8 protein-coding genes, 9 tRNA genes and 9 rRNA genes are annotated in these 25,493 nt (G+C 46.8%); 22 read left to right on the forward strand and 4 right to left on the reverse strand.

Annotated features, from left to right (window positions below; translation table 11 throughout):
- Window positions 1–46: 46 nt before the first annotated feature.
- Window positions 47–712 (forward strand): Dph6-related ATP pyrophosphatase, encoded by a 666-nt coding sequence (locus tag OCV24_RS00595; RefSeq protein WP_046224916.1) that lies wholly within the window; start codon window positions 47–49, stop codon window positions 710–712.
- Between the two features lie 60 nt (window positions 713–772).
- Window positions 773–1,579, forward strand: coding sequence for a glutamate racemase (murI, locus tag OCV24_RS00600; protein ID WP_137008059.1), 807 nt, complete (start codon window positions 773–775; stop codon window positions 1,577–1,579).
- Here murI and OCV24_RS00605 read toward each other — a convergent pair.
- Window positions 1,542–1,994, reverse strand: a complete 453-nt coding sequence (locus tag OCV24_RS00605) for an RNA recognition motif domain-containing protein (RefSeq protein WP_017055501.1) — start codon at window positions 1,992–1,994, stop codon at window positions 1,542–1,544. The genes murI and OCV24_RS00605 overlap by 38 nt on opposite strands.
- Before the next feature lie 638 nt (window positions 1,995–2,632).
- Between OCV24_RS00605 and OCV24_RS00610 the strand changes: the two genes are divergently transcribed.
- The 14 genes from OCV24_RS00610 to OCV24_RS00675 all read left to right on the forward strand — a co-directional run bounded on the left by OCV24_RS00610 (window position 2,633) and on the right by OCV24_RS00675 (window position 19,641).
- A 16S ribosomal RNA gene (locus tag OCV24_RS00610) occupies window positions 2,633–4,185 on the forward strand.
- A gap of 445 nt (window positions 4,186–4,630) precedes the next feature.
- Window positions 4,631–7,523 (forward strand): 23S ribosomal RNA (locus tag OCV24_RS00615).
- Window positions 7,524–7,660: 137 nt separating this feature from the next.
- A 5S ribosomal RNA gene (gene rrf / locus OCV24_RS00620) occupies window positions 7,661–7,776 on the forward strand.
- 421 nt (window positions 7,777–8,197) lie between these two features.
- Window positions 8,198–9,750: ribosomal RNA gene (locus tag OCV24_RS00625) — 16S ribosomal RNA — on the forward strand.
- A gap of 79 nt (window positions 9,751–9,829) precedes the next feature.
- Window positions 9,830–9,905 (forward strand) — tRNA-Ala (locus OCV24_RS00630).
- Window positions 9,906–10,325: 420 nt separating this feature from the next.
- Window positions 10,326–13,218: ribosomal RNA gene (locus OCV24_RS00635) — 23S ribosomal RNA — on the forward strand.
- A gap of 137 nt (window positions 13,219–13,355) precedes the next feature.
- Window positions 13,356–13,471, forward strand: a 5S ribosomal RNA gene (gene rrf / locus OCV24_RS00640).
- A 470-nt stretch (window positions 13,472–13,941) separates the two neighbouring features.
- Window positions 13,942–15,494, forward strand: a 16S ribosomal RNA gene (locus OCV24_RS00645).
- Between the two features lie 123 nt (window positions 15,495–15,617).
- Window positions 15,618–15,693, forward strand: a tRNA-Glu gene (locus OCV24_RS00650).
- Between the two features lie 2 nt (window positions 15,694–15,695).
- Window positions 15,696–15,771: transfer RNA gene (locus OCV24_RS00655), tRNA-Lys, on the forward strand.
- A gap of 33 nt (window positions 15,772–15,804) precedes the next feature.
- Window positions 15,805–15,880 (forward strand) — tRNA-Val (locus OCV24_RS00660).
- A 471-nt stretch (window positions 15,881–16,351) separates the two neighbouring features.
- Window positions 16,352–19,244: ribosomal RNA gene (locus OCV24_RS00665) — 23S ribosomal RNA — on the forward strand.
- A 137-nt stretch (window positions 19,245–19,381) separates the two neighbouring features.
- Window positions 19,382–19,497: ribosomal RNA gene (gene rrf, locus OCV24_RS00670) — 5S ribosomal RNA — on the forward strand.
- The 16S, 23S and 5S rRNA genes sit together here with 5 tRNA genes alongside, the layout of an rRNA operon.
- A gap of 67 nt (window positions 19,498–19,564) precedes the next feature.
- Window positions 19,565–19,641: transfer RNA gene (locus tag OCV24_RS00675), tRNA-Asp, on the forward strand.
- A 269-nt stretch (window positions 19,642–19,910) separates the two neighbouring features.
- Here the strand turns inward: OCV24_RS00675 and pssA are convergent.
- A complete protein-coding gene (gene pssA / locus OCV24_RS00680; RefSeq protein ID WP_150879395.1) occupies window positions 19,911–21,251 on the reverse strand; it encodes a CDP-diacylglycerol--serine O-phosphatidyltransferase in 1,341 nt (446 codons plus the stop codon).
- Window positions 21,252–21,342: 91 nt separating this feature from the next.
- A complete protein-coding gene (locus OCV24_RS00685) occupies window positions 21,343–21,774 on the reverse strand; it encodes a GNAT family N-acetyltransferase (protein WP_136981563.1) in 432 nt (143 codons plus the stop codon).
- 66 nt (window positions 21,775–21,840) lie between these two features.
- Here OCV24_RS00685 and murB point away from each other — a divergent pair, with 66 nt between their 5' ends.
- Window positions 21,841–22,887, forward strand: a complete 1,047-nt coding sequence (gene murB / locus OCV24_RS00690; RefSeq protein WP_136981562.1) for a UDP-N-acetylmuramate dehydrogenase — start codon at window positions 21,841–21,843, stop codon at window positions 22,885–22,887.
- The gene (gene birA, locus OCV24_RS00695; RefSeq protein ID WP_017055411.1) at window positions 22,884–23,849 is read left to right on the forward strand and encodes a bifunctional biotin--[acetyl-CoA-carboxylase] ligase/biotin operon repressor BirA; all 966 of its coding nucleotides are present in this window, start codon (window positions 22,884–22,886) and stop codon (window positions 23,847–23,849) included. Before murB ends, birA begins: the two co-directional genes overlap by 4 nt.
- A gap of 7 nt (window positions 23,850–23,856) precedes the next feature.
- Here birA and coaA read toward each other — a convergent pair whose 3' ends face one another.
- Entirely contained in the window at window positions 23,857–24,780 is a 924-nt protein-coding gene (gene coaA, locus OCV24_RS00700; RefSeq protein ID WP_029626842.1) for a type I pantothenate kinase, read from the reverse strand.
- Between the two features lie 210 nt (window positions 24,781–24,990).
- On the opposite strand from coaA, the gene OCV24_RS00705 reads away from it, so the two are divergent.
- The 4 genes from OCV24_RS00705 (at window position 24,991) to OCV24_RS00720 (ending at window position 25,400) form a co-directional block, all read left to right on the forward strand.
- Window positions 24,991–25,066 (forward strand) — tRNA-Thr (locus OCV24_RS00705).
- A gap of 44 nt (window positions 25,067–25,110) precedes the next feature.
- Window positions 25,111–25,195 (forward strand) — tRNA-Tyr (locus tag OCV24_RS00710).
- A 39-nt stretch (window positions 25,196–25,234) separates the two neighbouring features.
- A tRNA-Gly gene (locus OCV24_RS00715) sits at window positions 25,235–25,309 on the forward strand.
- A 13-nt stretch (window positions 25,310–25,322) separates the two neighbouring features.
- Window positions 25,323–25,400 (forward strand) — tRNA-OTHER (locus OCV24_RS00720).
- Window positions 25,401–25,493: the final 93 nt, after the last annotated feature.

The following is a 25,493-nucleotide window of genomic DNA, read 5'->3' on the forward strand; positions in this document are numbered from 1 at the left end:
TACATCTAAACCGCCTTCGGGCGGTTTTTTCTTATTGGGTATATCAATGAAAAAGAAAGTCGTCATAAGTTGGTCGTCAGGTAAAGACTCGACATTAACGCTAGAGCGTCTACTTGAAAGCACCGAATATGAAGTTGTCGCTCTCTATACGACGTATGTGGGAGATGAAGTTCCTTTCCAAGTGACTCCGATCGAAGTTGTTGCCATGCAGGCGCAATTAATCGGTTTGCCACTCATCACCATAGAGCTTCCGGAAGTGTTCCCAAGCAATGAGATTTACCAAAGTACGATTGTCTCAGCATTGAAAGGGTCTGGCTTATCAATCGACGCGGTCGCATTTGGAGATATGTTCTGTAATGGTATTGCCGATTATCGAAAAAGCTATATAGAACCAGTTGGTTGGGAGTGTGTATTTCCCCTAATGGGAGAGAGCAGTCAGGCACTTGCGAGTGAAATAATAGACAGAGGAATCGAAACCTTTCTCGTCACGGTTGATAGTGAGTCATTAGATGCTGGCTATTGTGGGCAACAATACACGCCTGAACTAATAGACAGTTTGCCAAGTCACGTTGACCCCTGTGGTGAAGATGGCGAGTTCCATACCTTAGTAACGTCAGCGCCATGCTTTAAAGGAAAGCTTAAGATAGAGCTAGAAAATGTAGAGCAGGGTGAGCGCTTTGTGCATCAACGCTACCGAGCTTGCATTATGTAGAGTGATGATTGGCGAAAACTAAGTGAAGGGGTATCATTGCTGCGGAACTTATTACAGGTAATGGTTGTGTCGGAAAGCATACAAAAAAACATATTGGTCTTTGATTCTGGAGTTGGCGGTCTGTCTGTATATAAAGAGATAAGCCAGTTACTACCCAATCACAACTATATCTATGTATTCGATAACGAGGCTTACCCATACGGCGAGCTTGATCAACAAGTACTTATTAGCAGAGTTCAAAGTATCGTTACCAGTTTTGTGGCTAGCCACGCGATTGATATTGTGGTGATAGCTTGTAATACAGCAAGTACGATTGTATTACCTACACTTCGTGCTAGTAACCTAATCCCTATTGTTGGGGTTGTTCCGGCAATCAAGCCAGCCTCGTTACTTGCTAATAAAGCGGTTGGCCTTATTGCGACTCCCGCGACGATTACTCGTGAATACACACACGAGCTCATCAACAACTTCTCGAGTAATAAAAGAGTAGAGCTATTGGGTTCTACTCGGCTGGTGGATATGGCCGAAGATAAACTCAGAGGTGAGGAGATTAGCCTTGAAGAGTTACAGCAGATCCTTCAACCGATGATCAATACCATTGATGTGGCTGTATTAGGGTGTACCCATTTCCCACTGATCAAATCAGAGATTCAACAAGTACTAGGTGAAAGTGTAGTGCTGATAGATTCTGGTAAAGCGATAGCTAAACGGGTTCAAGATTTGTTGGGTTTGGAAAGCATTAATAAAGAAGGGGGAGTGCGTGAGGTTTTTTGTAGTGCACTTCCTAAAAAAGAAAGTGCACTAAATAGTATGTTAAAGCAGTTAGGGTTTAGCTCAGTTCAGATTCGTCCGCTTCAGGATGTTTAGGATCATTTGCAACGCGTACTTTTAAAGTTCGTTGCATGTAATCTTTATCGTTAAGTGCAGAGATTGCATGATTCACATCATTACTTGCCATAACAACAAATCCAAAGCCTCTTCTTTTACCAGTACGTTTGTCTTTCATTAAACGTACTGCAAATACTTCACCATGCTCAGAGAATAATTCACGTACATGTGATTCGTTCGCTTTGTATGGAAGGTTACCTACATAAAGTGTTTTGGTTGAAGCCTTAGGTTCTGAATCTGATTTTGAGTCGGTGCTTGAAAAGTTAACAACAAAAGCGGAAGCCAAGACACCAAGGATAAAGGTAATTGCAGGCGATATATCTACCTGAGAGAAAATAATGCCACCTAGAACAGCTAGTGCGACAATTAACAACATCGATTTTTTTGAGTTCATATCGGAATACTACATATTAATAAACGAAATAGACACATCTACTCTTAACAAAATAGATACATGAATCTTACGTTCATGGCTTCCATTTTTCCAATGTATTGCTGTGATACGTCTCAAATGTTTAGTTTTTATTCGAAAAATGCGGATCTGGTGGCTTTTTAGGCGAACAAAACTTTTATTTAAAAAAGCCCTTGTGCTCTATGTCGATCTCTCTATAATGCCGCCTCACCGACACGGAGTGAGACGAAAGTCACACAGTGAAATCGGTAGAGAAAGAAGAGTTTAAAATAACCCTTGACTCTCTAAGTGGTGCAGGTATAGTACGCACCCCTAGCGATTGAGATGTAAATCACAAAACGCTAGCGCTCTTTAACAATTTAAACCTATCAATCTGTGTGGGCACTCGTTGATGAATATCAAAACGTTATTGGTTCTTTTTCGAAAGAGCGTAATAGCAGTTACTTCGGTAACACAATGATTTCAATGAACTGAGTGACCAATACGTTTAACTACTTGTAGTTATTCGGCACAGTCAATTCATTACCATTCTGTTGGAATGGTAATAGCTTTAGAATTACATGTTCATTTTCGAATGAATATTAGTTTTGAAGTCAGTATTCGTTGAGTCACAAAATCTTAAATTGAAGAGTTTGATCATGGCTCAGATTGAACGCTGGCGGCAGGCCTAACACATGCAAGTCGAGCGGAAACGACACTAACAATCCTTCGGGTGCGTTAATGGGCGTCGAGCGGCGGACGGGTGAGTAATGCCTAGGAAATTGCCTTGATGTGGGGGATAACCATTGGAAACGATGGCTAATACCGCATGATGCCTACGGGCCAAAGAGGGGGACCTTCGGGCCTCTCGCGTCAAGATATGCCTAGGTGGGATTAGCTAGTTGGTGAGGTAATGGCTCACCAAGGCGACGATCCCTAGCTGGTCTGAGAGGATGATCAGCCACACTGGAACTGAGACACGGTCCAGACTCCTACGGGAGGCAGCAGTGGGGAATATTGCACAATGGGCGCAAGCCTGATGCAGCCATGCCGCGTGTATGAAGAAGGCCTTCGGGTTGTAAAGTACTTTCAGTTGTGAGGAAGGGGGTGTTGTTAATAGCAACATCTCTTGACGTTAGCAACAGAAGAAGCACCGGCTAACTCCGTGCCAGCAGCCGCGGTAATACGGAGGGTGCGAGCGTTAATCGGAATTACTGGGCGTAAAGCGCATGCAGGTGGTTCATTAAGTCAGATGTGAAAGCCCGGGGCTCAACCTCGGAACTGCATTTGAAACTGGTGAACTAGAGTACTGTAGAGGGGGGTAGAATTTCAGGTGTAGCGGTGAAATGCGTAGAGATCTGAAGGAATACCAGTGGCGAAGGCGGCCCCCTGGACAGATACTGACACTCAGATGCGAAAGCGTGGGGAGCAAACAGGATTAGATACCCTGGTAGTCCACGCCGTAAACGATGTCTACTTGGAGGTTGTGGCCTTGAGCCGTGGCTTTCGGAGCTAACGCGTTAAGTAGACCGCCTGGGGAGTACGGTCGCAAGATTAAAACTCAAATGAATTGACGGGGGCCCGCACAAGCGGTGGAGCATGTGGTTTAATTCGATGCAACGCGAAGAACCTTACCTACTCTTGACATCCAGAGAATCCAGCGGAGACGCAGGAGTGCCTTCGGGAGCTCTGAGACAGGTGCTGCATGGCTGTCGTCAGCTCGTGTTGTGAAATGTTGGGTTAAGTCCCGCAACGAGCGCAACCCTTATCCTTGTTTGCCAGCGAGTCATGTCGGGAACTCCAGGGAGACTGCCGGTGATAAACCGGAGGAAGGTGGGGACGACGTCAAGTCATCATGGCCCTTACGAGTAGGGCTACACACGTGCTACAATGGCGCATACAGAGGGCAGCGAGCCAGCGATGGTAAGCGAATCCCAAAAAGTGCGTCGTAGTCCGGATTGGAGTCTGCAACTCGACTCCATGAAGTCGGAATCGCTAGTAATCGTGAATCAGAATGTCACGGTGAATACGTTCCCGGGCCTTGTACACACCGCCCGTCACACCATGGGAGTGGGCTGCAAAAGAAGTAGGTAGTCTAACCTTCGGGAGGACGCTTACCACTTTGTGGTTCATGACTGGGGTGAAGTCGTAACAAGGTAGCCCTAGGGGAACCTGGGGCTGGATCACCTCCTTATACGAAGATATTGACGATGAGTGTCCACACAGATTGATGGTTTAGATTTAGTTAAAGCCAGAGCTTTAATTAATAACGTAAGTTATTGATTAAAGCTTTTTGCTTTATGCTCTTTAACAATTTGGAAAGCTGACTGATTGATTACTTACGAGTAATTCAATCAAATTTAAAAGTTCTCAATGTTTATCTGCTCTTAGTTAATAAGAACGGTATAAACACAACAAACACATTCAAGTGTCTTGTATTCGAATGATCAGAAATGATTGTTCATTTTTTGATTCTACTTTTTATTAAAAAGTGGAAACAAAAAGTAAATTGAGTCCGGCAAACAGTCATTGAGAATTAACCCTTCTTGATGACAACCAAAAACCTTGGTTAGTTGCCATACGCTTATTTGTCTTTACTTTTTAAAGTGAAAGCAAATAGAAACCCTTTCGGGTTGTATGGTTAAGTGACTAAGCGTACACGGTGGATGCCTTGGCAGTCAGAGGCGATGAAAGACGTAATAACTTGCGATAAGCCCAGATTAGGTAGTAATAACCTTTTGAGTCTGGGATTTCTGAATGGGGAAACCCACGTGCACAAGCACGTATCCTGTTGTGAATACATAGCAGCAGGAGGCAAACCGGGGGAACTGAAACATCTAAGTACCCCGAGGAAGAGAAATCAACCGAGATTCCGAAAGTAGCGGCGAGCGAAATTGGATTAGCCCTTAAGCTTTTAATGATGCAGGTGAAGCCTCTGGAAAGTGGCGCAGTAAAGGGTGATAGCCCCGTAACCGACACATCATCATCAGTGAAATCGAGTAAGGCGGGACACGTGATATCCTGTCTGAATATGGGGGGACCATCCTCCAAGGCTAAATACTACTGACTGACCGATAGTGAACCAGTACCGTGAGGGAAAGGCGAAAAGAACCCCTGTGAGGGGAGTGAAATAGAACCTGAAACCGTGTACGTACAAGCAGTAGGAGCACCTTCGTGGTGTGACTGCGTACCTTTTGTATAATGGGTCAGCGACTTAATTTTAGTAGCAAGGTTAACCGTTTAGGGGAGCCGTAGGGAAACCGAGTCTTAACTGGGCGTACAGTTGCTAGGATTAGACCCGAAACCAGGTGATCTAGCCATGGGCAGGTTGAAGGTTGAGTAACATCAACTGGAGGACCGAACCGACTAATGTTGAAAAATTAGCGGATGACTTGTGGCTAGGGGTGAAAGGCCAATCAAACCTGGAGATAGCTGGTTCTCCCCGAAAGCTATTTAGGTAGCGCCTCGGACGAATACTACTGGGGGTAGAGCACTGTTAAGGCTAGGGGGTCATCCCGACTTACCAACCCTTTGCAAACTCCGAATACCAGTAAGTACTATCCGGGAGACACACGGCGGGTGCTAACGTCCGTCGTGGAGAGGGAAACAACCCAGACCGCCAGCTAAGGTCCCAAAGTATAGCTAAGTGGGAAACGATGTGGGAAGGCTCAGACAGCCAGGATGTTGGCTTAGAAGCAGCCATCATTTAAAGAAAGCGTAATAGCTCACTGGTCGAGTCGGCCTGCGCGGAAGATGTAACGGGGCTAAGCTATACACCGAAGCTGCGGCTACGTACCTTAGGGTATGTGGGGTAGGGGAGCGTTCTGTAAGCCGTTGAAGGTGGTCTGTAAGGGCTGCTGGAGGTATCAGAAGTGCGAATGCTGACATGAGTAACGATAAAGGGAGTGAAAAACTCCCTCGCCGGAAGACCAAGGGTTCCTGTCCAACGTTAATCGGGGCAGGGTAAGTCGACTCCTAAGGCGAGGCCGAAAGGCGTAGTCGATGGGAAACGGGTTAATATTCCCGTACTTCTTACAATTGCGATGGGGGGACGGAGAAGGCTAGGTGGGCCTGGCGACGGTTGTCCAGGTTCAAGTATGTAGGCGGAAAGTTTAGGTAAATCCGGACTTTCTTAACGCTGAGATACGATGTCGAGCACCTACGGGTGTGAAGTCATTGATGCCATGCTTCCAGGAAAAGCCTCTAAGCTTCAGATTGTAAGGAATCGTACCCCAAACCGACACAGGTGGTCGGGTAGAGAATACCAAGGCGCTTGAGAGAACTCGGGTGAAGGAACTAGGCAAAATGGTACCGTAACTTCGGGAGAAGGTACGCTCTTATCAGTGAAGTCCCTTGCGGATGGAGCAGACGAGAGTCGCAGATACCAGGTGGCTGCAACTGTTTATTAAAAACACAGCACTGTGCAAAATCGTAAGATGACGTATACGGTGTGACGCCTGCCCGGTGCCGGAAGGTTAATTGATGGGGTTAGACTTCGGTCGAAGCTCTTGATCGAAGCCCCGGTAAACGGCGGCCGTAACTATAACGGTCCTAAGGTAGCGAAATTCCTTGTCGGGTAAGTTCCGACCTGCACGAATGGCGTAATGATGGCCACGCTGTCTCCACCCGAGACTCAGTGAAATTGAAATCGCTGTGAAGATGCAGTGTACCCGCGGCTAGACGGAAAGACCCCGTGAACCTTTACTACAGCTTGGCACTGAACATTGAACCTACATGTGTAGGATAGGTGGGAGACTATGAAATTGCGTCGCTAGATGTGATGGAGTCGTCCTTGAAATACCACCCTTGTAGTTTTGATGTTCTAACGTTGGTCCCTGAATCGGGATTACGGACAGTGCCTGGTGGGTAGTTTGACTGGGGCGGTCTCCTCCCAAAGAGTAACGGAGGAGCACGAAGGTGGGCTAAACACGGTTGGACATCGTGTGGTTAGTGCAATGGCATAAGCCCGCTTGACTGCGAGAATGACAATTCGAGCAGGTGCGAAAGCAGGTCATAGTGATCCGGTGGTTCTGAATGGAAGGGCCATCGCTCAACGGATAAAAGGTACTCCGGGGATAACAGGCTGATACCGCCCAAGAGTTCATATCGACGGCGGTGTTTGGCACCTCGATGTCGGCTCATCACATCCTGGGGCTGAAGTCGGTCCCAAGGGTATGGCTGTTCGCCATTTAAAGTGGTACGCGAGCTGGGTTTAGAACGTCGTGAGACAGTTCGGTCCCTATCTGCCGTGGGCGTTGGAAAATTGAAAGGGGCTGCTCCTAGTACGAGAGGACCGGAGTGGACGAACCTCTGGTGTTCGGGTTGTCATGCCAATGGCATTGCCCGGTAGCTACGTTCGGAATCGATAAGCGCTGAAAGCATCTAAGCGCGAAGCGAGCCTTGAGATGAGTTTTCCCTGGCACTATAAGTGTCCTAAAGGGTTGTCGTAGACTACGACGTTGATAGGCAGGGTGTGTAAGTGCTGCGAGGCATTGAGCTAACCTGTACTAATTGCCCGTGAGGCTTAACCATACAACACCCAAGGGGTTTTGTGGACTCAAAGAAACAGACCTTGAATGCGTTTGAAGAGACTTTTATTGCTCTATTGAATAGAGAAACAGCTTTCCGAATTATTAATTGTCGCAGAGGCGTCAATTAAACAGAATTTGCTTGGCGACCATAGCATTGTGGACCCACCTGACTCCATGCCGAACTCAGTAGTGAAACACAATAGCGCCGATGGTAGTGTGGGGCTTCCCCATGTGAGAGTAGGACATCGCCAGGCTTTCATTTCGACTTTGTTTATTTAATAGACAAGTCACCATAGAGTTCTAAGTTTTCTTAGTATTTTATGTTGACTTTCAAAGTGGAAAGCGTATTATACGCGTCCTGCTTGAGTGCTAAGGCACTGAAAGCGTTCTCTTTTTAGAGAACACGCTCTTTAACAATTTAAACCTATCAATCTGTGTGGGCACTCGTTGATGAATATCAAAACGTTATTGGTTCTTTTTCGAAAGAGCGTAATAGCAGTTACTTCGGTAACACAATGATTTCAATGAACTGAGTGACCAATACGAATAACTTCGGTTATTTGGCACAGTCAATTCATTACCATTCTGTTGGAATGGTAATAGCTTTAGAATTACATGTTCATTTTCGAATGAATATTAGTTTTGAAGTCAGTATTCGTTGAGTCACAAAATCTTAAATTGAAGAGTTTGATCATGGCTCAGATTGAACGCTGGCGGCAGGCCTAACACATGCAAGTCGAGCGGAAACGACACTAACAATCCTTCGGGTGCGTTAATGGGCGTCGAGCGGCGGACGGGTGAGTAATGCCTAGGAAATTGCCTTGATGTGGGGGATAACCATTGGAAACGATGGCTAATACCGCATGATGCCTACGGGCCAAAGAGGGGGACCTTCGGGCCTCTCGCGTCAAGATATGCCTAGGTGGGATTAGCTAGTTGGTGAGGTAATGGCTCACCAAGGCGACGATCCCTAGCTGGTCTGAGAGGATGATCAGCCACACTGGAACTGAGACACGGTCCAGACTCCTACGGGAGGCAGCAGTGGGGAATATTGCACAATGGGCGCAAGCCTGATGCAGCCATGCCGCGTGTATGAAGAAGGCCTTCGGGTTGTAAAGTACTTTCAGTTGTGAGGAAGGGGGTGTTGTTAATAGCAACATCTCTTGACGTTAGCAACAGAAGAAGCACCGGCTAACTCCGTGCCAGCAGCCGCGGTAATACGGAGGGTGCGAGCGTTAATCGGAATTACTGGGCGTAAAGCGCATGCAGGTGGTTCATTAAGTCAGATGTGAAAGCCCGGGGCTCAACCTCGGAACTGCATTTGAAACTGGTGAACTAGAGTACTGTAGAGGGGGGTAGAATTTCAGGTGTAGCGGTGAAATGCGTAGAGATCTGAAGGAATACCAGTGGCGAAGGCGGCCCCCTGGACAGATACTGACACTCAGATGCGAAAGCGTGGGGAGCAAACAGGATTAGATACCCTGGTAGTCCACGCCGTAAACGATGTCTACTTGGAGGTTGTGGCCTTGAGCCGTGGCTTTCGGAGCTAACGCGTTAAGTAGACCGCCTGGGGAGTACGGTCGCAAGATTAAAACTCAAATGAATTGACGGGGGCCCGCACAAGCGGTGGAGCATGTGGTTTAATTCGATGCAACGCGAAGAACCTTACCTACTCTTGACATCCAGAGAATCCAGCGGAGACGCAGGAGTGCCTTCGGGAGCTCTGAGACAGGTGCTGCATGGCTGTCGTCAGCTCGTGTTGTGAAATGTTGGGTTAAGTCCCGCAACGAGCGCAACCCTTATCCTTGTTTGCCAGCGAGTCATGTCGGGAACTCCAGGGAGACTGCCGGTGATAAACCGGAGGAAGGTGGGGACGACGTCAAGTCATCATGGCCCTTACGAGTAGGGCTACACACGTGCTACAATGGCGCATACAGAGGGCAGCGAGCCAGCGATGGTAAGCGAATCCCAAAAAGTGCGTCGTAGTCCGGATTGGAGTCTGCAACTCGACTCCATGAAGTCGGAATCGCTAGTAATCGTGAATCAGAATGTCACGGTGAATACGTTCCCGGGCCTTGTACACACCGCCCGTCACACCATGGGAGTGGGCTGCAAAAGAAGTAGGTAGTCTAACCTTCGGGAGGACGCTTACCACTTTGTGGTTCATGACTGGGGTGAAGTCGTAACAAGGTAGCCCTAGGGGAACCTGGGGCTGGATCACCTCCTTATACGAAGATATTGACGATGAGTGTCCACACAGATTGATTAGGTTTAGAAAAGTTAAGAGTAAGGAATACTTTTCCAGATGGGGCTATAGCTCAGCTGGGAGAGCGCCTCGCTGGCAGCGAGGAGGTCTGCGGTTCGATCCCGCATAGCTCCACCATCTTTAAGTGTTCTTCCTTAAGAATCTTTAAAAATGGTTACTTCGTTATGAAGTGATTTGCTCTTTAACAATTTGGAAAGCTGACTGATTACTTAATTGGTTTTCACTTTAAAAAGTAAAATCAAACAGCTCAAGGCTGTGATTAAGTTAATCAAATTTAAAAGTTCTCAATGTTTATCTTTATTGATAAACACAACAAACACATTCAAGTGTCTTGTATTCGAATGATCAGAAATGATTGTTCATTTTTTGATTCTACTTTTTATTAAAAAGTGGAAACAAAAAGTAAATTGAGTCCGGCAAACAGTCATTGAGAATTAACCCTTCTTGATGACAACCAAAAACCTTGGTTAGTTGCCATACGCTTATTTGTCTTCACTTTTTAAAGTGAAAGCAAATAGAAACCCTTTCGGGTTGTATGGTTAAGTGACTAAGCGTACACGGTGGATGCCTTGGCAGTCAGAGGCGATGAAAGACGTAATAACTTGCGATAAGCCCAGATTAGGTAGTAATAACCTTTTGAGTCTGGGATTTCTGAATGGGGAAACCCACGTGCACAAGCACGTATCCTGTTGTGAATACATAGCAGCAGGAGGCAAACCGGGGGAACTGAAACATCTAAGTACCCCGAGGAAGAGAAATCAACCGAGATTCCGAAAGTAGCGGCGAGCGAAATTGGATTAGCCCTTAAGCTTTTAATGATGCAGGTGAAGCCTCTGGAAAGTGGCGCAGTAAAGGGTGATAGCCCCGTAACCGACACATCATCATCAGTGAAATCGAGTAAGGCGGGACACGTGATATCCTGTCTGAATATGGGGGGACCATCCTCCAAGGCTAAATACTACTGACTGACCGATAGTGAACCAGTACCGTGAGGGAAAGGCGAAAAGAACCCCTGTGAGGGGAGTGAAATAGAACCTGAAACCGTGTACGTACAAGCAGTAGGAGCACCTTCGTGGTGTGACTGCGTACCTTTTGTATAATGGGTCAGCGACTTAATTTTAGTAGCAAGGTTAACCGTTTAGGGGAGCCGTAGGGAAACCGAGTCTTAACTGGGCGTACAGTTGCTAGGATTAGACCCGAAACCAGGTGATCTAGCCATGGGCAGGTTGAAGGTTGAGTAACATCAACTGGAGGACCGAACCGACTAATGTTGAAAAATTAGCGGATGACTTGTGGCTAGGGGTGAAAGGCCAATCAAACCTGGAGATAGCTGGTTCTCCCCGAAAGCTATTTAGGTAGCGCCTCGGACGAATACTACTGGGGGTAGAGCACTGTTAAGGCTAGGGGGTCATCCCGACTTACCAACCCTTTGCAAACTCCGAATACCAGTAAGTACTATCCGGGAGACACACGGCGGGTGCTAACGTCCGTCGTGGAGAGGGAAACAACCCAGACCGCCAGCTAAGGTCCCAAAGTATAGCTAAGTGGGAAACGATGTGGGAAGGCTCAGACAGCCAGGATGTTGGCTTAGAAGCAGCCATCATTTAAAGAAAGCGTAATAGCTCACTGGTCGAGTCGGCCTGCGCGGAAGATGTAACGGGGCTAAGCTATACACCGAAGCTGCGGCTACGTACCTTAGGGTATGTGGGGTAGGGGAGCGTTCTGTAAGCCGTTGAAGGTGGTCTGTAAGGGCTGCTGGAGGTATCAGAAGTGCGAATGCTGACATGAGTAACGATAAAGGGAGTGAAAAACTCCCTCGCCGGAAGACCAAGGGTTCCTGTCCAACGTTAATCGGGGCAGGGTAAGTCGACTCCTAAGGCGAGGCCGAAAGGCGTAGTCGATGGGAAACGGGTTAATATTCCCGTACTTCTTACAATTGCGATGGGGGGACGGAGAAGGCTAGGTGGGCCTGGCGACGGTTGTCCAGGTTCAAGTATGTAGGCGGAAAGTTTAGGTAAATCCGGACTTTCTTAACGCTGAGATACGATGTCGAGCACCTACGGGTGTGAAGTCATTGATGCCATGCTTCCAGGAAAAGCCTCTAAGCTTCAGATTGTAAGGAATCGTACCCCAAACCGACACAGGTGGTCGGGTAGAGAATACCAAGGCGCTTGAGAGAACTCGGGTGAAGGAACTAGGCAAAATGGTACCGTAACTTCGGGAGAAGGTACGCTCTTATCAGTGAAGTCCCTTGCGGATGGAGCAGACGAGAGTCGCAGATACCAGGTGGCTGCAACTGTTTATTAAAAACACAGCACTGTGCAAAATCGTAAGATGACGTATACGGTGTGACGCCTGCCCGGTGCCGGAAGGTTAATTGATGGGGTTAGACTTCGGTCGAAGCTCTTGATCGAAGCCCCGGTAAACGGCGGCCGTAACTATAACGGTCCTAAGGTAGCGAAATTCCTTGTCGGGTAAGTTCCGACCTGCACGAATGGCGTAATGATGGCCACGCTGTCTCCACCCGAGACTCAGTGAAATTGAAATCGCTGTGAAGATGCAGTGTACCCGCGGCTAGACGGAAAGACCCCGTGAACCTTTACTACAGCTTGGCACTGAACATTGAACCTACATGTGTAGGATAGGTGGGAGACTATGAAATTGCGTCGCTAGATGTGATGGAGTCGTCCTTGAAATACCACCCTTGTAGTTTTGATGTTCTAACGTTGGTCCCTGAATCGGGATTACGGACAGTGCCTGGTGGGTAGTTTGACTGGGGCGGTCTCCTCCCAAAGAGTAACGGAGGAGCACGAAGGTGGGCTAAACACGGTTGGACATCGTGTGGTTAGTGCAATGGCATAAGCCCGCTTGACTGCGAGAATGACAATTCGAGCAGGTGCGAAAGCAGGTCATAGTGATCCGGTGGTTCTGAATGGAAGGGCCATCGCTCAACGGATAAAAGGTACTCCGGGGATAACAGGCTGATACCGCCCAAGAGTTCATATCGACGGCGGTGTTTGGCACCTCGATGTCGGCTCATCACATCCTGGGGCTGAAGTCGGTCCCAAGGGTATGGCTGTTCGCCATTTAAAGTGGTACGCGAGCTGGGTTTAGAACGTCGTGAGACAGTTCGGTCCCTATCTGCCGTGGGCGTTGGAAAATTGAAAGGGGCTGCTCCTAGTACGAGAGGACCGGAGTGGACGAACCTCTGGTGTTCGGGTTGTCATGCCAATGGCATTGCCCGGTAGCTACGTTCGGAATCGATAAGCGCTGAAAGCATCTAAGCGCGAAGCGAGCCTTGAGATGAGTTTTCCCTGGCACTATAAGTGTCCTAAAGGGTTGTCGTAGACTACGACGTTGATAGGCAGGGTGTGTAAGTGCTGCGAGGCATTGAGCTAACCTGTACTAATTGCCCGTGAGGCTTAACCATACAACACCCAAGGGGTTTTGTGGACTCAAAGAAACAGACCTTGAATGCGTTTGAAGAGACTTTTATTGCTCTATTGAATAGAGAAACAGCTTTCCGAATTATTAATTGTCGCAGAGGCGTCAATTAAACAGAATTTGCTTGGCGACCATAGCATTGTGGACCCACCTGATTCCATGCCGAACTCAGTAGTGAAACACAATAGCGCCGATGGTAGTGTGGGGCTTCCCCATGTGAGAGTAGGACATCGCCAGGCTCTTATTTATTTTCACTTTTTTGAAAGTGAAGACAAAAAGTTCGGCTTTGTCTATGTAATAGACAAGTCACCATAGAGTTCTAAGTTTCTTAGAGTTTTATGTTGACTTTCAAAGTGGAAATCGTAATATACGCGTCCTGCTTAAGTGCTAAGGCACTGAAAGCGTTCTCTTTTTAGAGAACAGGCTCTTTAACAATTTAAACCTATCAATCTGTGTGGGCACTCGTTGATGAATATCAAAACGTTATTGGTTCTTTTTCGAAAGAGCGTAATAACAGTTACTTCGGTAACACAATGATTTCAATGAACTGAGTGACCAATACGAATAATTACTTTCTTTATAGAGAGGGGTTATTTGTCACAGTCAATTCATTACCATTCTGTTGGAATGGTAATAGCTTTAGAATTACATGTTCATGTTTACATGAATATTAGTTTTGAAGTCAGTATTCGTTGAGTCACAAAATCTTAAATTGAAGAGTTTGATCATGGCTCAGATTGAACGCTGGCGGCAGGCCTAACACATGCAAGTCGAGCGGAAACGACACTAACAATCCTTCGGGTGCGTTAATGGGCGTCGAGCGGCGGACGGGTGAGTAATGCCTAGGAAATTGCCTTGATGTGGGGGATAACCATTGGAAACGATGGCTAATACCGCATGATGCCTACGGGCCAAAGAGGGGGACCTTCGGGCCTCTCGCGTCAAGATATGCCTAGGTGGGATTAGCTAGTTGGTGAGGTAATGGCTCACCAAGGCGACGATCCCTAGCTGGTCTGAGAGGATGATCAGCCACACTGGAACTGAGACACGGTCCAGACTCCTACGGGAGGCAGCAGTGGGGAATATTGCACAATGGGCGCAAGCCTGATGCAGCCATGCCGCGTGTATGAAGAAGGCCTTCGGGTTGTAAAGTACTTTCAGTTGTGAGGAAGGGGGTGTTGTTAATAGCAACATCTCTTGACGTTAGCAACAGAAGAAGCACCGGCTAACTCCGTGCCAGCAGCCGCGGTAATACGGAGGGTGCGAGCGTTAATCGGAATTACTGGGCGTAAAGCGCATGCAGGTGGTTCATTAAGTCAGATGTGAAAGCCCGGGGCTCAACCTCGGAACTGCATTTGAAACTGGTGAACTAGAGTACTGTAGAGGGGGGTAGAATTTCAGGTGTAGCGGTGAAATGCGTAGAGATCTGAAGGAATACCAGTGGCGAAGGCGGCCCCCTGGACAGATACTGACACTCAGATGCGAAAGCGTGGGGAGCAAACAGGATTAGATACCCTGGTAGTCCACGCCGTAAACGATGTCTACTTGGAGGTTGTGGCCTTGAGCCGTGGCTTTCGGAGCTAACGCGTTAAGTAGACCGCCTGGGGAGTACGGTCGCAAGATTAAAACTCAAATGAATTGACGGGGGCCCGCACAAGCGGTGGAGCATGTGGTTTAATTCGATGCAACGCGAAGAACCTTACCTACTCTTGACATCCAGAGAATCCAGCGGAGACGCAGGAGTGCCTTCGGGAGCTCTGAGACAGGTGCTGCATGGCTGTCGTCAGCTCGTGTTGTGAAATGTTGGGTTAAGTCCCGCAACGAGCGCAACCCTTATCCTTGTTTGCCAGCGAGTCATGTCGGGAACTCCAGGGAGACTGCCGGTGATAAACCGGAGGAAGGTGGGGACGACGTCAAGTCATCATGGCCCTTACGAGTAGGGCTACACACGTGCTACAATGGCGCATACAGAGGGCAGCGAGCCAGCGATGGTAAGCGAATCCCAAAAAGTGCGTCGTAGTCCGGATTGGAGTCTGCAACTCGACTCCATGAAGTCGGAATCGCTAGTAATCGTGAATCAGAATGTCACGGTGAATACGTTCCCGGGCCTTGTACACACCGCCCGTCACACCATGGGAGTGGGCTGCAAAAGAAGTAGGTAGTCTAACCTTCGGGAGGACGCTTACCACTTTGTGGTTCATGACTGGGGTGAAGTCGTAACAAGGTAGCCCTAGGGGAACCTGGGGCTGGATCACCTCCTTATACGAAGATATTGACGATGAGTGTCCACACAGATTGATTAGGTTTAGAAAAGCAAAGAGACGAAGAACTCCCAAGTTCTTCAAAGTTTGTTTCTACTTTTGAAAGTGGAGATGAATTAGCAGTGTCCCGTTCGTCTAGAGGCCTAGGACACCGCCCTTTCACGGCGGTAACAGGGGTTCGACTCCCCTACGGGATACCATTGGGTCGTTAGCTCAGTTGGTAGAGCAGTTGACTTTTAATCAATTGGTCGCAGGTTCGAATCCTGCACGACCCACCATTCTTTCTCCACGAAGGAATTAAAACTTTTAGTGGGCGATTAGCTCAGTTGGGAGAGCACCTGCCTTACAAGCAGGGGGTCACTGGTTCGAGCCCGGTATCGCCCACCATTCTCTAAATATTCTTACTTATTTAAATATTCAAACCACTTCTTTTGTCGTTGGTTGGATTTTTCGACTGTGAGAGTCTTTAGAAAATGAACTTCACAAGAAGTCTCATTGCTCTTTAACAATTTGGAAAGCTGACTGATTACTTAATTGGTTTTCACTTTAAAAAGTAAAATCAAACAGCTCAAGGCTGTGATTAAGTTAATCAAATTTAAAAGTTCTCAATGTTTATCTTTATTGATAAACACAACAAACACATTCAAGTGTCTTGTATTCGAATGATCAGAAATGATTGTTCATTTTTTGATTCTACTTTTTATTAAAAAGTGGAAACAAAAAGTAAATTGAGTCCGGCAAACAGTCATTGAGAATTAACCCTTCTTGATGACAACCAAAAACCTTGGTTAGTTGCCATACGCTTATTTGTCTTCACTTTTTAAAGTGAAAGCAAATAGAAACCCTTTCGGGTTGTATGGTTAAGTGACTAAGCGTACACGGTGGATGCCTTGGCAGTCAGAGGCGATGAAAGACGTAATAACTTGCGATAAGCCCAGATTAGGTAGTAATAACCTTTTGAGTCTGGGATTTCTGAATGGGGAAACCCACGTGCACAAGCACGTATCCTGTTGTGAATACATAGCAGCAGGAGGCAAACCGGGGGAACTGAAACATCTAAGTACCCCGAGGAAGAGAAATCAACCGAGATTCCGAAAGTAGCGGCGAGCGAAATTGGATTAGCCCTTAAGCTTTTAATGATGCAGGTGAAGCCTCTGGAAAGTGGCGCAGTAAAGGGTGATAGCCCCGTAACCGACACATCATCATCAGTGAAATCGAGTAAGGCGGGACACGTGATATCCTGTCTGAATATGGGGGGACCATCCTCCAAGGCTAAATACTACTGACTGACCGATAGTGAACCAGTACCGTGAGGGAAAGGCGAAAAGAACCCCTGTGAGGGGAGTGAAATAGAACCTGAAACCGTGTACGTACAAGCAGTAGGAGCACCTTCGTGGTGTGACTGCGTACCTTTTGTATAATGGGTCAGCGACTTAATTTTAGTAGCAAGGTTAACCGTTTAGGGGAGCCGTAGGGAAACCGAGTCTTAACTGGGCGTACAGTTGCTAGGATTAGACCCGAAACCAGGTGATCTAGCCATGGGCAGGTTGAAGGTTGAGTAACATCAACTGGAGGACCGAACCGACTAATGTTGAAAAATTAGCGGATGACTTGTGGCTAGGGGTGAAAGGCCAATCAAACCTGGAGATAGCTGGTTCTCCCCGAAAGCTATTTAGGTAGCGCCTCGGACGAATACTACTGGGGGTAGAGCACTGTTAAGGCTAGGGGGTCATCCCGACTTACCAACCCTTTGCAAACTCCGAATACCAGTAAGTACTATCCGGGAGACACACGGCGGGTGCTAACGTCCGTCGTGGAGAGGGAAACAACCCAGACCGCCAGCTAAGGTCCCAAAGTATAGCTAAGTGGGAAACGATGTGGGAAGGCTCAGACAGCCAGGATGTTGGCTTAGAAGCAGCCATCATTTAAAGAAAGCGTAATAGCTCACTGGTCGAGTCGGCCTGCGCGGAAGATGTAACGGGGCTAAGCTATACACCGAAGCTGCGGCTACGTACCTTAGGGTATGTGGGGTAGGGGAGCGTTCTGTAAGCCGTTGAAGGTGGTCTGTAAGGGCTGCTGGAGGTATCAGAAGTGCGAATGCTGACATGAGTAACGATAAAGGGAGTGAAAAACTCCCTCGCCGGAAGACCAAGGGTTCCTGTCCAACGTTAATCGGGGCAGGGTAAGTCGACTCCTAAGGCGAGGCCGAAAGGCGTAGTCGATGGGAAACGGGTTAATATTCCCGTACTTCTTACAATTGCGATGGGGGGACGGAGAAGGCTAGGTGGGCCTGGCGACGGTTGTCCAGGTTCAAGTATGTAGGCGGAAAGTTTAGGTAAATCCGGACTTTCTTAACGCTGAGATACGATGTCGAGCACCTACGGGTGTGAAGTCATTGATGCCATGCTTCCAGGAAAAGCCTCTAAGCTTCAGATTGTAAGGAATCGTACCCCAAACCGACACAGGTGGTCGGGTAGAGAATACCAAGGCGCTTGAGAGAACTCGGGTGAAGGAACTAGGCAAAATGGTACCGTAACTTCGGGAGAAGGTACGCTCTTATCAGTGAAGTCCCTTGCGGATGGAGCAGACGAGAGTCGCAGATACCAGGTGGCTGCAACTGTTTATTAAAAACACAGCACTGTGCAAAATCGTAAGATGACGTATACGGTGTGACGCCTGCCCGGTGCCGGAAGGTTAATTGATGGGGTTAGACTTCGGTCGAAGCTCTTGATCGAAGCCCCGGTAAACGGCGGCCGTAACTATAACGGTCCTAAGGTAGCGAAATTCCTTGTCGGGTAAGTTCCGACCTGCACGAATGGCGTAATGATGGCCACGCTGTCTCCACCCGAGACTCAGTGAAATTGAAATCGCTGTGAAGATGCAGTGTACCCGCGGCTAGACGGAAAGACCCCGTGAACCTTTACTACAGCTTGGCACTGAACATTGAACCTACATGTGTAGGATAGGTGGGAGACTATGAAATTGCGTCGCTAGATGTGATGGAGTCGTCCTTGAAATACCACCCTTGTAGTTTTGATGTTCTAACGTTGGTCCCTGAATCGGGATTACGGACAGTGCCTGGTGGGTAGTTTGACTGGGGCGGTCTCCTCCCAAAGAGTAACGGAGGAGCACGAAGGTGGGCTAAACACGGTTGGACATCGTGTGGTTAGTGCAATGGCATAAGCCCGCTTGACTGCGAGAATGACAATTCGAGCAGGTGCGAAAGCAGGTCATAGTGATCCGGTGGTTCTGAATGGAAGGGCCATCGCTCAACGGATAAAAGGTACTCCGGGGATAACAGGCTGATACCGCCCAAGAGTTCATATCGACGGCGGTGTTTGGCACCTCGATGTCGGCTCATCACATCCTGGGGCTGAAGTCGGTCCCAAGGGTATGGCTGTTCGCCATTTAAAGTGGTACGCGAGCTGGGTTTAGAACGTCGTGAGACAGTTCGGTCCCTATCTGCCGTGGGCGTTGGAAAATTGAAAGGGGCTGCTCCTAGTACGAGAGGACCGGAGTGGACGAACCTCTGGTGTTCGGGTTGTCATGCCAATGGCATTGCCCGGTAGCTACGTTCGGAATCGATAAGCGCTGAAAGCATCTAAGCGCGAAGCGAGCCTTGAGATGAGTTTTCCCTGGCACTATAAGTGTCCTAAAGGGTTGTCGTAGACTACGACGTTGATAGGCAGGGTGTGTAAGTGCTGCGAGGCATTGAGCTAACCTGTACTAATTGCCCGTGAGGCTTAACCATACAACACCCAAGGGGTTTTGTGGACTCAAAGAAACAGACCTTGAATGCGTTTGAAGAGACTTTTATTGCTCTATTGAATAGAGAAACAGCTTTCCGAATTATTAATTGTCGCAGAGGCGTCAATTAAACAGAATTTGCTTGGCGACCATAGCATTGTGGACCCACCTGACTCCATGCCGAACTCAGTAGTGAAACACAATAGCGCCGATGGTAGTGTGGGGCTTCCCCATGTGAGAGTAGGACATCGCCAGGCTTTAAATTAAATCTTTAGGTTGACCGACCTGGAGATATGGACGCTCACTTAGTGAGTTGACCACTGCGGAGTGGTAGTTCAGTTGGTTAGAATACCGGCCTGTCACGCCGGGGGTCGCGGGTTCGAGTCCCGTCCACTCCGCCACTTATTAGAAAGCCTAGTCTTACGACTAGGCTTTTGTCGTTTCTGGCATATGGATTTTAGCCTTAGATGACGATTACAAAAAAGTAATATCTCATCTGAGGTTTATCAAGAGTTACCTAAATACCATTGCTGTAAGTGGGTGCTAGCAGGCTCTCGAGGAAATGGTTTCAGAATAGATATAGCCATTTGATATTAATTTTAAGCTTCTTACCTAGAATAAAATGCCCAGCGACGAGGCTGGGCACCTAGGTAATAGCTTAGAAAGAAACTTAAAGTATCTGTTTTAGTACTCTGTCGGCTTTCACTCGAGTTATCTTACGAAGTAGCTTTTGTACGTCCAACGGGTAGCTATCTATCTTGTCTAACTGCTTATAAGTGCAAATTAACTGGGTATGTTGAAGGATATTATCAACCTCAACTTGGAACTTATCGGTTAGATGATGGTAATTGTCTTGGATAAATATACCGTTCTCTAGATCAAGTTTCCATGCTCTAGGGTTTAGGTTACTACCCGTTAGCAGCATATAGCGCTTATCGACCCAAATACCTTTAAGATGAAAACTATTGGAGTCATGTTTCCAAAGGCGGATCGATAGATTGCGACTGGCGATATTCGCTTCATTGGCTTTGGCAAAACGGCGTAGGTTCAACTCATAAAGGTATGGTAATCCACCAATTGTTTTAAACTCTTCTTCTGGTGAGATAAAAAAATCGTTCGCTGTTTTATCACCAACAACAATACTAACCTTGACCCCGCGTTTTAACGCCTTCTTAACTTCCTTAGCTAAGCTAGGAGGGAAGTTGAAGTAGGGGGTGCAGATGAATATCTCATCTTTAGCTTGGGCAATGAGTTGGTTGATTCCTTGATTCAAGCGGTTACGTCTCTTACCTATTCCGACTAATGGCGTAACGGCGACTTGCTCTGGAGATACATCTTGCCCATCGAATTTATACTGAGATCTCGCAAGTGATGCGCGGAACTGACGAATTGTTGGTTTTAGTTCTTTTGTGATTGGCTTGTTTTTATCAGCTAAGTCGTAAACTGCACTGTCTGGAACCATCTGATCGTGTACATACGCAAACATTGAATCTGCAAGCGCTGCGTTGTTTAAAACATGGTAGCGGTCAAAGCGATAACGGTCATGATAATTAAGATAGATATTATTAAGACTGGCACCGCTATATATCACGTTGTCATCGACGATAAAGCCTTTTAAGTGCAATACGCCAAAGACTTCTTTGCCGCGAACTGGAATGCCATAAACAGGCACAGAATGCTGATATTTTTCTGAAAACTCTTTATACATGGCTGCATTGCCTTCAGAAGACTCTGCACCAATCAATCCACGCTGCGCTCGGTGCCAATCGACACAAACGCTCACGTTTAATTCTGGGTTCTTTTGCTTTGCTTCATATAAGGCAGTTAGGATCTCACGGCCAGCCTCATCATCTTCAAGATACAAAGCGACTAAACTAATACGAGTCGTTGCGCGAGATATCTCATCAAGTAGGCGAGTTCGAAACTCTTGCGCTGATAGTAGTACTTCAAACTTGTCAGGATTCTGCGCTATGGTTGGCAACTGTATGAATGGATTCCTACTGGCAATCATATTGACTGTTTTACCTTAAAAATATGCAAAATTGCGAACCTTTAATTTTACCAAAGGGATAGCACCAAATACTAGATAATCGAGGCATTCTCTAACAATTTTGCTGATAATGCATAGGAATGAGATCTTTTCCGCTATTCGAATAGCGCTCGTATAAAACTCTTAAACCATTTGGTAGATCTTTAGGGTCTACTTGTACGAATTTGTGTCGTGCATAAAAATTGGTGAGATGAGCGTACGCAAAGCAGTAATCGTCTTCCGTAAGCGTATATTGCGCACAGTAATCCATAAGCTGGGAGCCTAATTGCTTACCACGATGTTGTTTTGATATCGCCATTCCAGTAAGTAAGCGATTATTTTCTATTGTACGAAAACGCACGACACCGCACAGCTCGTTATCCAGTAATAACGAATAGATCAGTTCACTCTTATTCGCTTTTCCCGTTGGGTAATGTTCTTTATAGAAACGTTTAACTAGGGGAACCTTTACTGGGTCTAATTGAGTAATGATGACATTGTTCATTCAGTCACTGCGCCATTGGTTTATCTGCTGTAGAATGACCGCAGTGTAAGTTAATTGAATATCGCCATGCAATTCCATCTCAATGCTAGTTTAAAAAATGTTCATACTTTTTCCATCGATCAGACGTGTGATGCGTTGGTTGAAGTCACCACTACCGAAGAACTGATTTCGCTTTATAAAGACCCTAAATGGTCAGCTTTGCCTAAGTTAATACTGGGTAAGGGCAGTAATATGCTTTTTACTGAGCACTTCGCTGGTCTGGTCATTGTGAATAAATTGGCCGGGATTGAGTTGACCGAGACGGACAGTCATCACCTACTGCATGTTAGTGGGGGGGAAGATTGGCCAAGCTTGGTTGAGTGGAGTGTGGATAAGGGGCTGGGTGGTCTAGAAAATCTAGCAATGATACCGGGTTGTTCAGGCTCAGCTCCGATTCAGAATATTGGTGCGTATGGTGTTGAACTGCAAGACGTATGTGAGTATGTCGACATCCTGTGTCTGGATACTTATACAGTTAAGCGCTTAAGCAAAGAAGAGTGTCTCTTTGGTTACCGAGACTCTATTTTCAAACACGCTCTCTACGGTAAAGCGATTGTTGTTGCGATTGGTTTAACGTTACCTAAAGAGTGGCAGCCCTGTAATCACTATGGTCCTTTGAAAAGCCTAGCTGCTGATAGTCTTTCTCCTCGTACTATATTTGATGAAGTGTGTGCTATCCGTTCAAGTAAGCTACCAGACCCTAAAGTACAAGGGAATGCGGGCAGCTTTTTCAAAAACCCTGTGATCACCGAAGATCATTTTGATCGCCTGTTAGCTCTATACCCAAACATTGTCGGTTATGAGAGTAATAACATGATCAAAGTCGCTGCGGGCTGGCTGATTGATCAATGCCAGCTCAAGGGCGTAACAGAAGGTGGTGCTCAGGTTCACCCTAACCAAGCATTGGTTATCATCAATTATGACGAGGCTTCTGCTACGGATATCCTCAAGCTTGCGGAGCGGATTCGTAGGTTTGTATTGAATAAATTCGATATTCGATTGGAACATGAAGTGCGCTTTATGGGACGAGACTGCGAGACAAACCTAGATAAGGCTTTGGAGTCATTGGCATGAGAGAACACAGTACCAAGCTTGCACTATTGAGGTGCCTTGCTGACGGTGAGTTTCATTCAGGTGAAGACCTAGGTGAAATGATTGGTGTATCACGAGCGGCTATCAGTAAGCACATTAAAGGTATTCAAGAGTGGGGTTTAGATATCTATCGAGTACAAGGCAAGGGTTACAAGCTAGCCAGTCGTTTGGATATGCTTGACCAAGAAAAATTGTCTGCAGTTAGTCGCGATGCTTCTCTTGAACTCATTCCCATCATAGGTTCTACAAACCAACACCTATTAGAGCGTACTAACACCCTCGAATCGGGTTCTGTCTGTATTGCTGAATATCAAGCTGCGGGTCGTGGACGCCGTGGACGAGAGTGGGTATCGCCATTCGGTGCAAACCTCTATCTTTCAATGTATTGGAGACTTGACGCAGGGATGGCTGCCGCGATGGGCTTAAGCCTTGTGGTTGGTGTTGCTGTTGTTGAAGCTTTGGAAGAAATGGGTGTAGAAGGTGTAAAGCTCAAATGGCCGAACGACCTCTACCACAATGATAAGAAGCTTGCAGGTATCTTGGTCGAGCTGTCAGGACAGTCTGGTGGCGCTGCACATATTGTGATTGGTTTAGGGCTAAACTTATCCATGGATCCAACAACATCAGGTATTGGCCAGCCATGGACTTCCCTTAAAGAAGTGTGTGATGGAAAGGTGCCAGACCGTAGTCAGTTAGCGCAGGCTCTAATCAATGCCTGGGATAAGTCTCTTGTCGATTATGAGCTGAAAGGGATGTCCAATTTTGTAGAGCGTTGGAACCGCTTGGATAACTTCTTAGGTCGCAATGTGAAGCTGATTATTGGACCTCGAGAAATTGAAGGTGTCGTACAAGGTATTGATGAGCAGGGTGCTGTGTTACTCAAAACCGAGAATGGTATCGAAAGTTATATCGGCGGTGAAATCTCACTAAGGAAAGGTAGCTAAGACCTTCCTATTTTCTTAGTAGTACTTCTTCAACCATGTGGTCTGCACCTTTACGAAGGATTAGGTGCGCTCTTTCCCTTGTTGGGAGAATATTTTGTTCTAGGTTCAAGCCATTGATTGAGCGCCAGATCCCTTCCGCTTTATCTAAAGCTGCTTGGTTTGATAATTTCGTGTAATGACTAAAATATGAACCTGGTTTGGTAAACGCACCATCGCGGAATTTGAAAAAACGATTGATGTACCACTCTTTAATTTGTTTACTATCAGCATCAACGTAGAGTGAAAAGTCGAGGAAATCGGAGATAAAGACACGATGCGGCTCGTGTGGGTAGTTCATGCCTGTCTGCAAGACATTAAGCCCTTCAATAATAAGCACATCTGGCAGGTCGACGCATTTTTCCTCATCTGTGATGTTATAAGTAAGATGCGAGTATACTGGTGCTGTGACATTTCTTTGGCATGCTTTTACATCAGAAACAAACTTCACTAAACGCTTGATGTCGTAGGATTCGGGAAACCCTTTCTTGCTCATTAAGCCTTTTTCTTCCAGCACTTTATTTGGATACAAGAAACCATCTGTGGTCACAAGCTCTACCTTTGGATGGTTCTCCCAACGCGATAATAATGCCTTGAGCAACCGAGCCGTTGTACTTTTTCCAACCGCAACACTACCTGCTATACCGATGATGAAAGGTGGCGCTTTTTCTTTCTTATCAAGAAATTGATGAAGTATTGAATTTCTGTTTTGTCTGGCTGCCACATAGAGGTTCAATAGGCGAGATAGCGGTAAATAGATCTCCACAGCTTCTTCCATTGTGAGCTTTTCATTGATGCCTTGAAGCTCTTTTAAGTCGCTTTCAGAAAGTGTCATAGGAACTGAATTCCTTAACTCCGACCAGCGTTCGCGGTCAAATGACATAAATGGGCTCATACAAAACTCTATAGTGGATAACAAAATAAGAGCATGGAAAATACATCAAGCGCTAGATAAATAAAATATCTTCCTGTGTTAGATACGAGTTAAAGACAGAAACCTTGAGCGAAATAGCGATATAGAGGAATTTGATACGAGATTTTTTCACTTTTTTTCAATTTGCTATTGCAAGGTGGAAAATCATTCAATAAAATGCGCCCCACTTGTGCCGACTTAGCTCAGTAGGTAGAGCAACTGACTTGTAATCAGTAGGTCACCAGTTCGACTCCGGTAGTCGGCACCACTTTCTCCCTTCCAATAAGGTAAGCGAGAGGAAGCTCAAAATTTGGAGGGGTTCCCGAGTGGCCAAAGGGAGCAGACTGTAAATCTGCCGGCACTGCCTTCGATGGTTCGAATCCGTCCCCCTCCACCATATTCTAAAGGTTAAATAGCTCAAGCAGAGTTACGTGTTGCGTGCATCGTATAATGGCTATTACCTCAGCCTTCCAAGCTGATGATGCGGGTTCGATTCCCGCTGCACGCTCCAACTCATTTTGTGTGCTGATATAAGCTCAGTCGGTAGATTTCACCCTCAGTAAAGGGTGAAGACACCAGTTCGAGTCTGAGTATTAGCACCAGTCTAAAGCTTCTTCTCCTTTTTATTAAGAAAACCATTTTTTGGTTGCGTGGTCTTATTGTAAGCCACCTAATCCGTACCTAGAGGGACACCC

Origin of the sequence: Vibrio kanaloae (assembly GCF_024347535.1) — a bacterium.
GTDB lineage: Bacteria > Pseudomonadota > Gammaproteobacteria > Enterobacterales > Vibrionaceae > Vibrio > Vibrio kanaloae.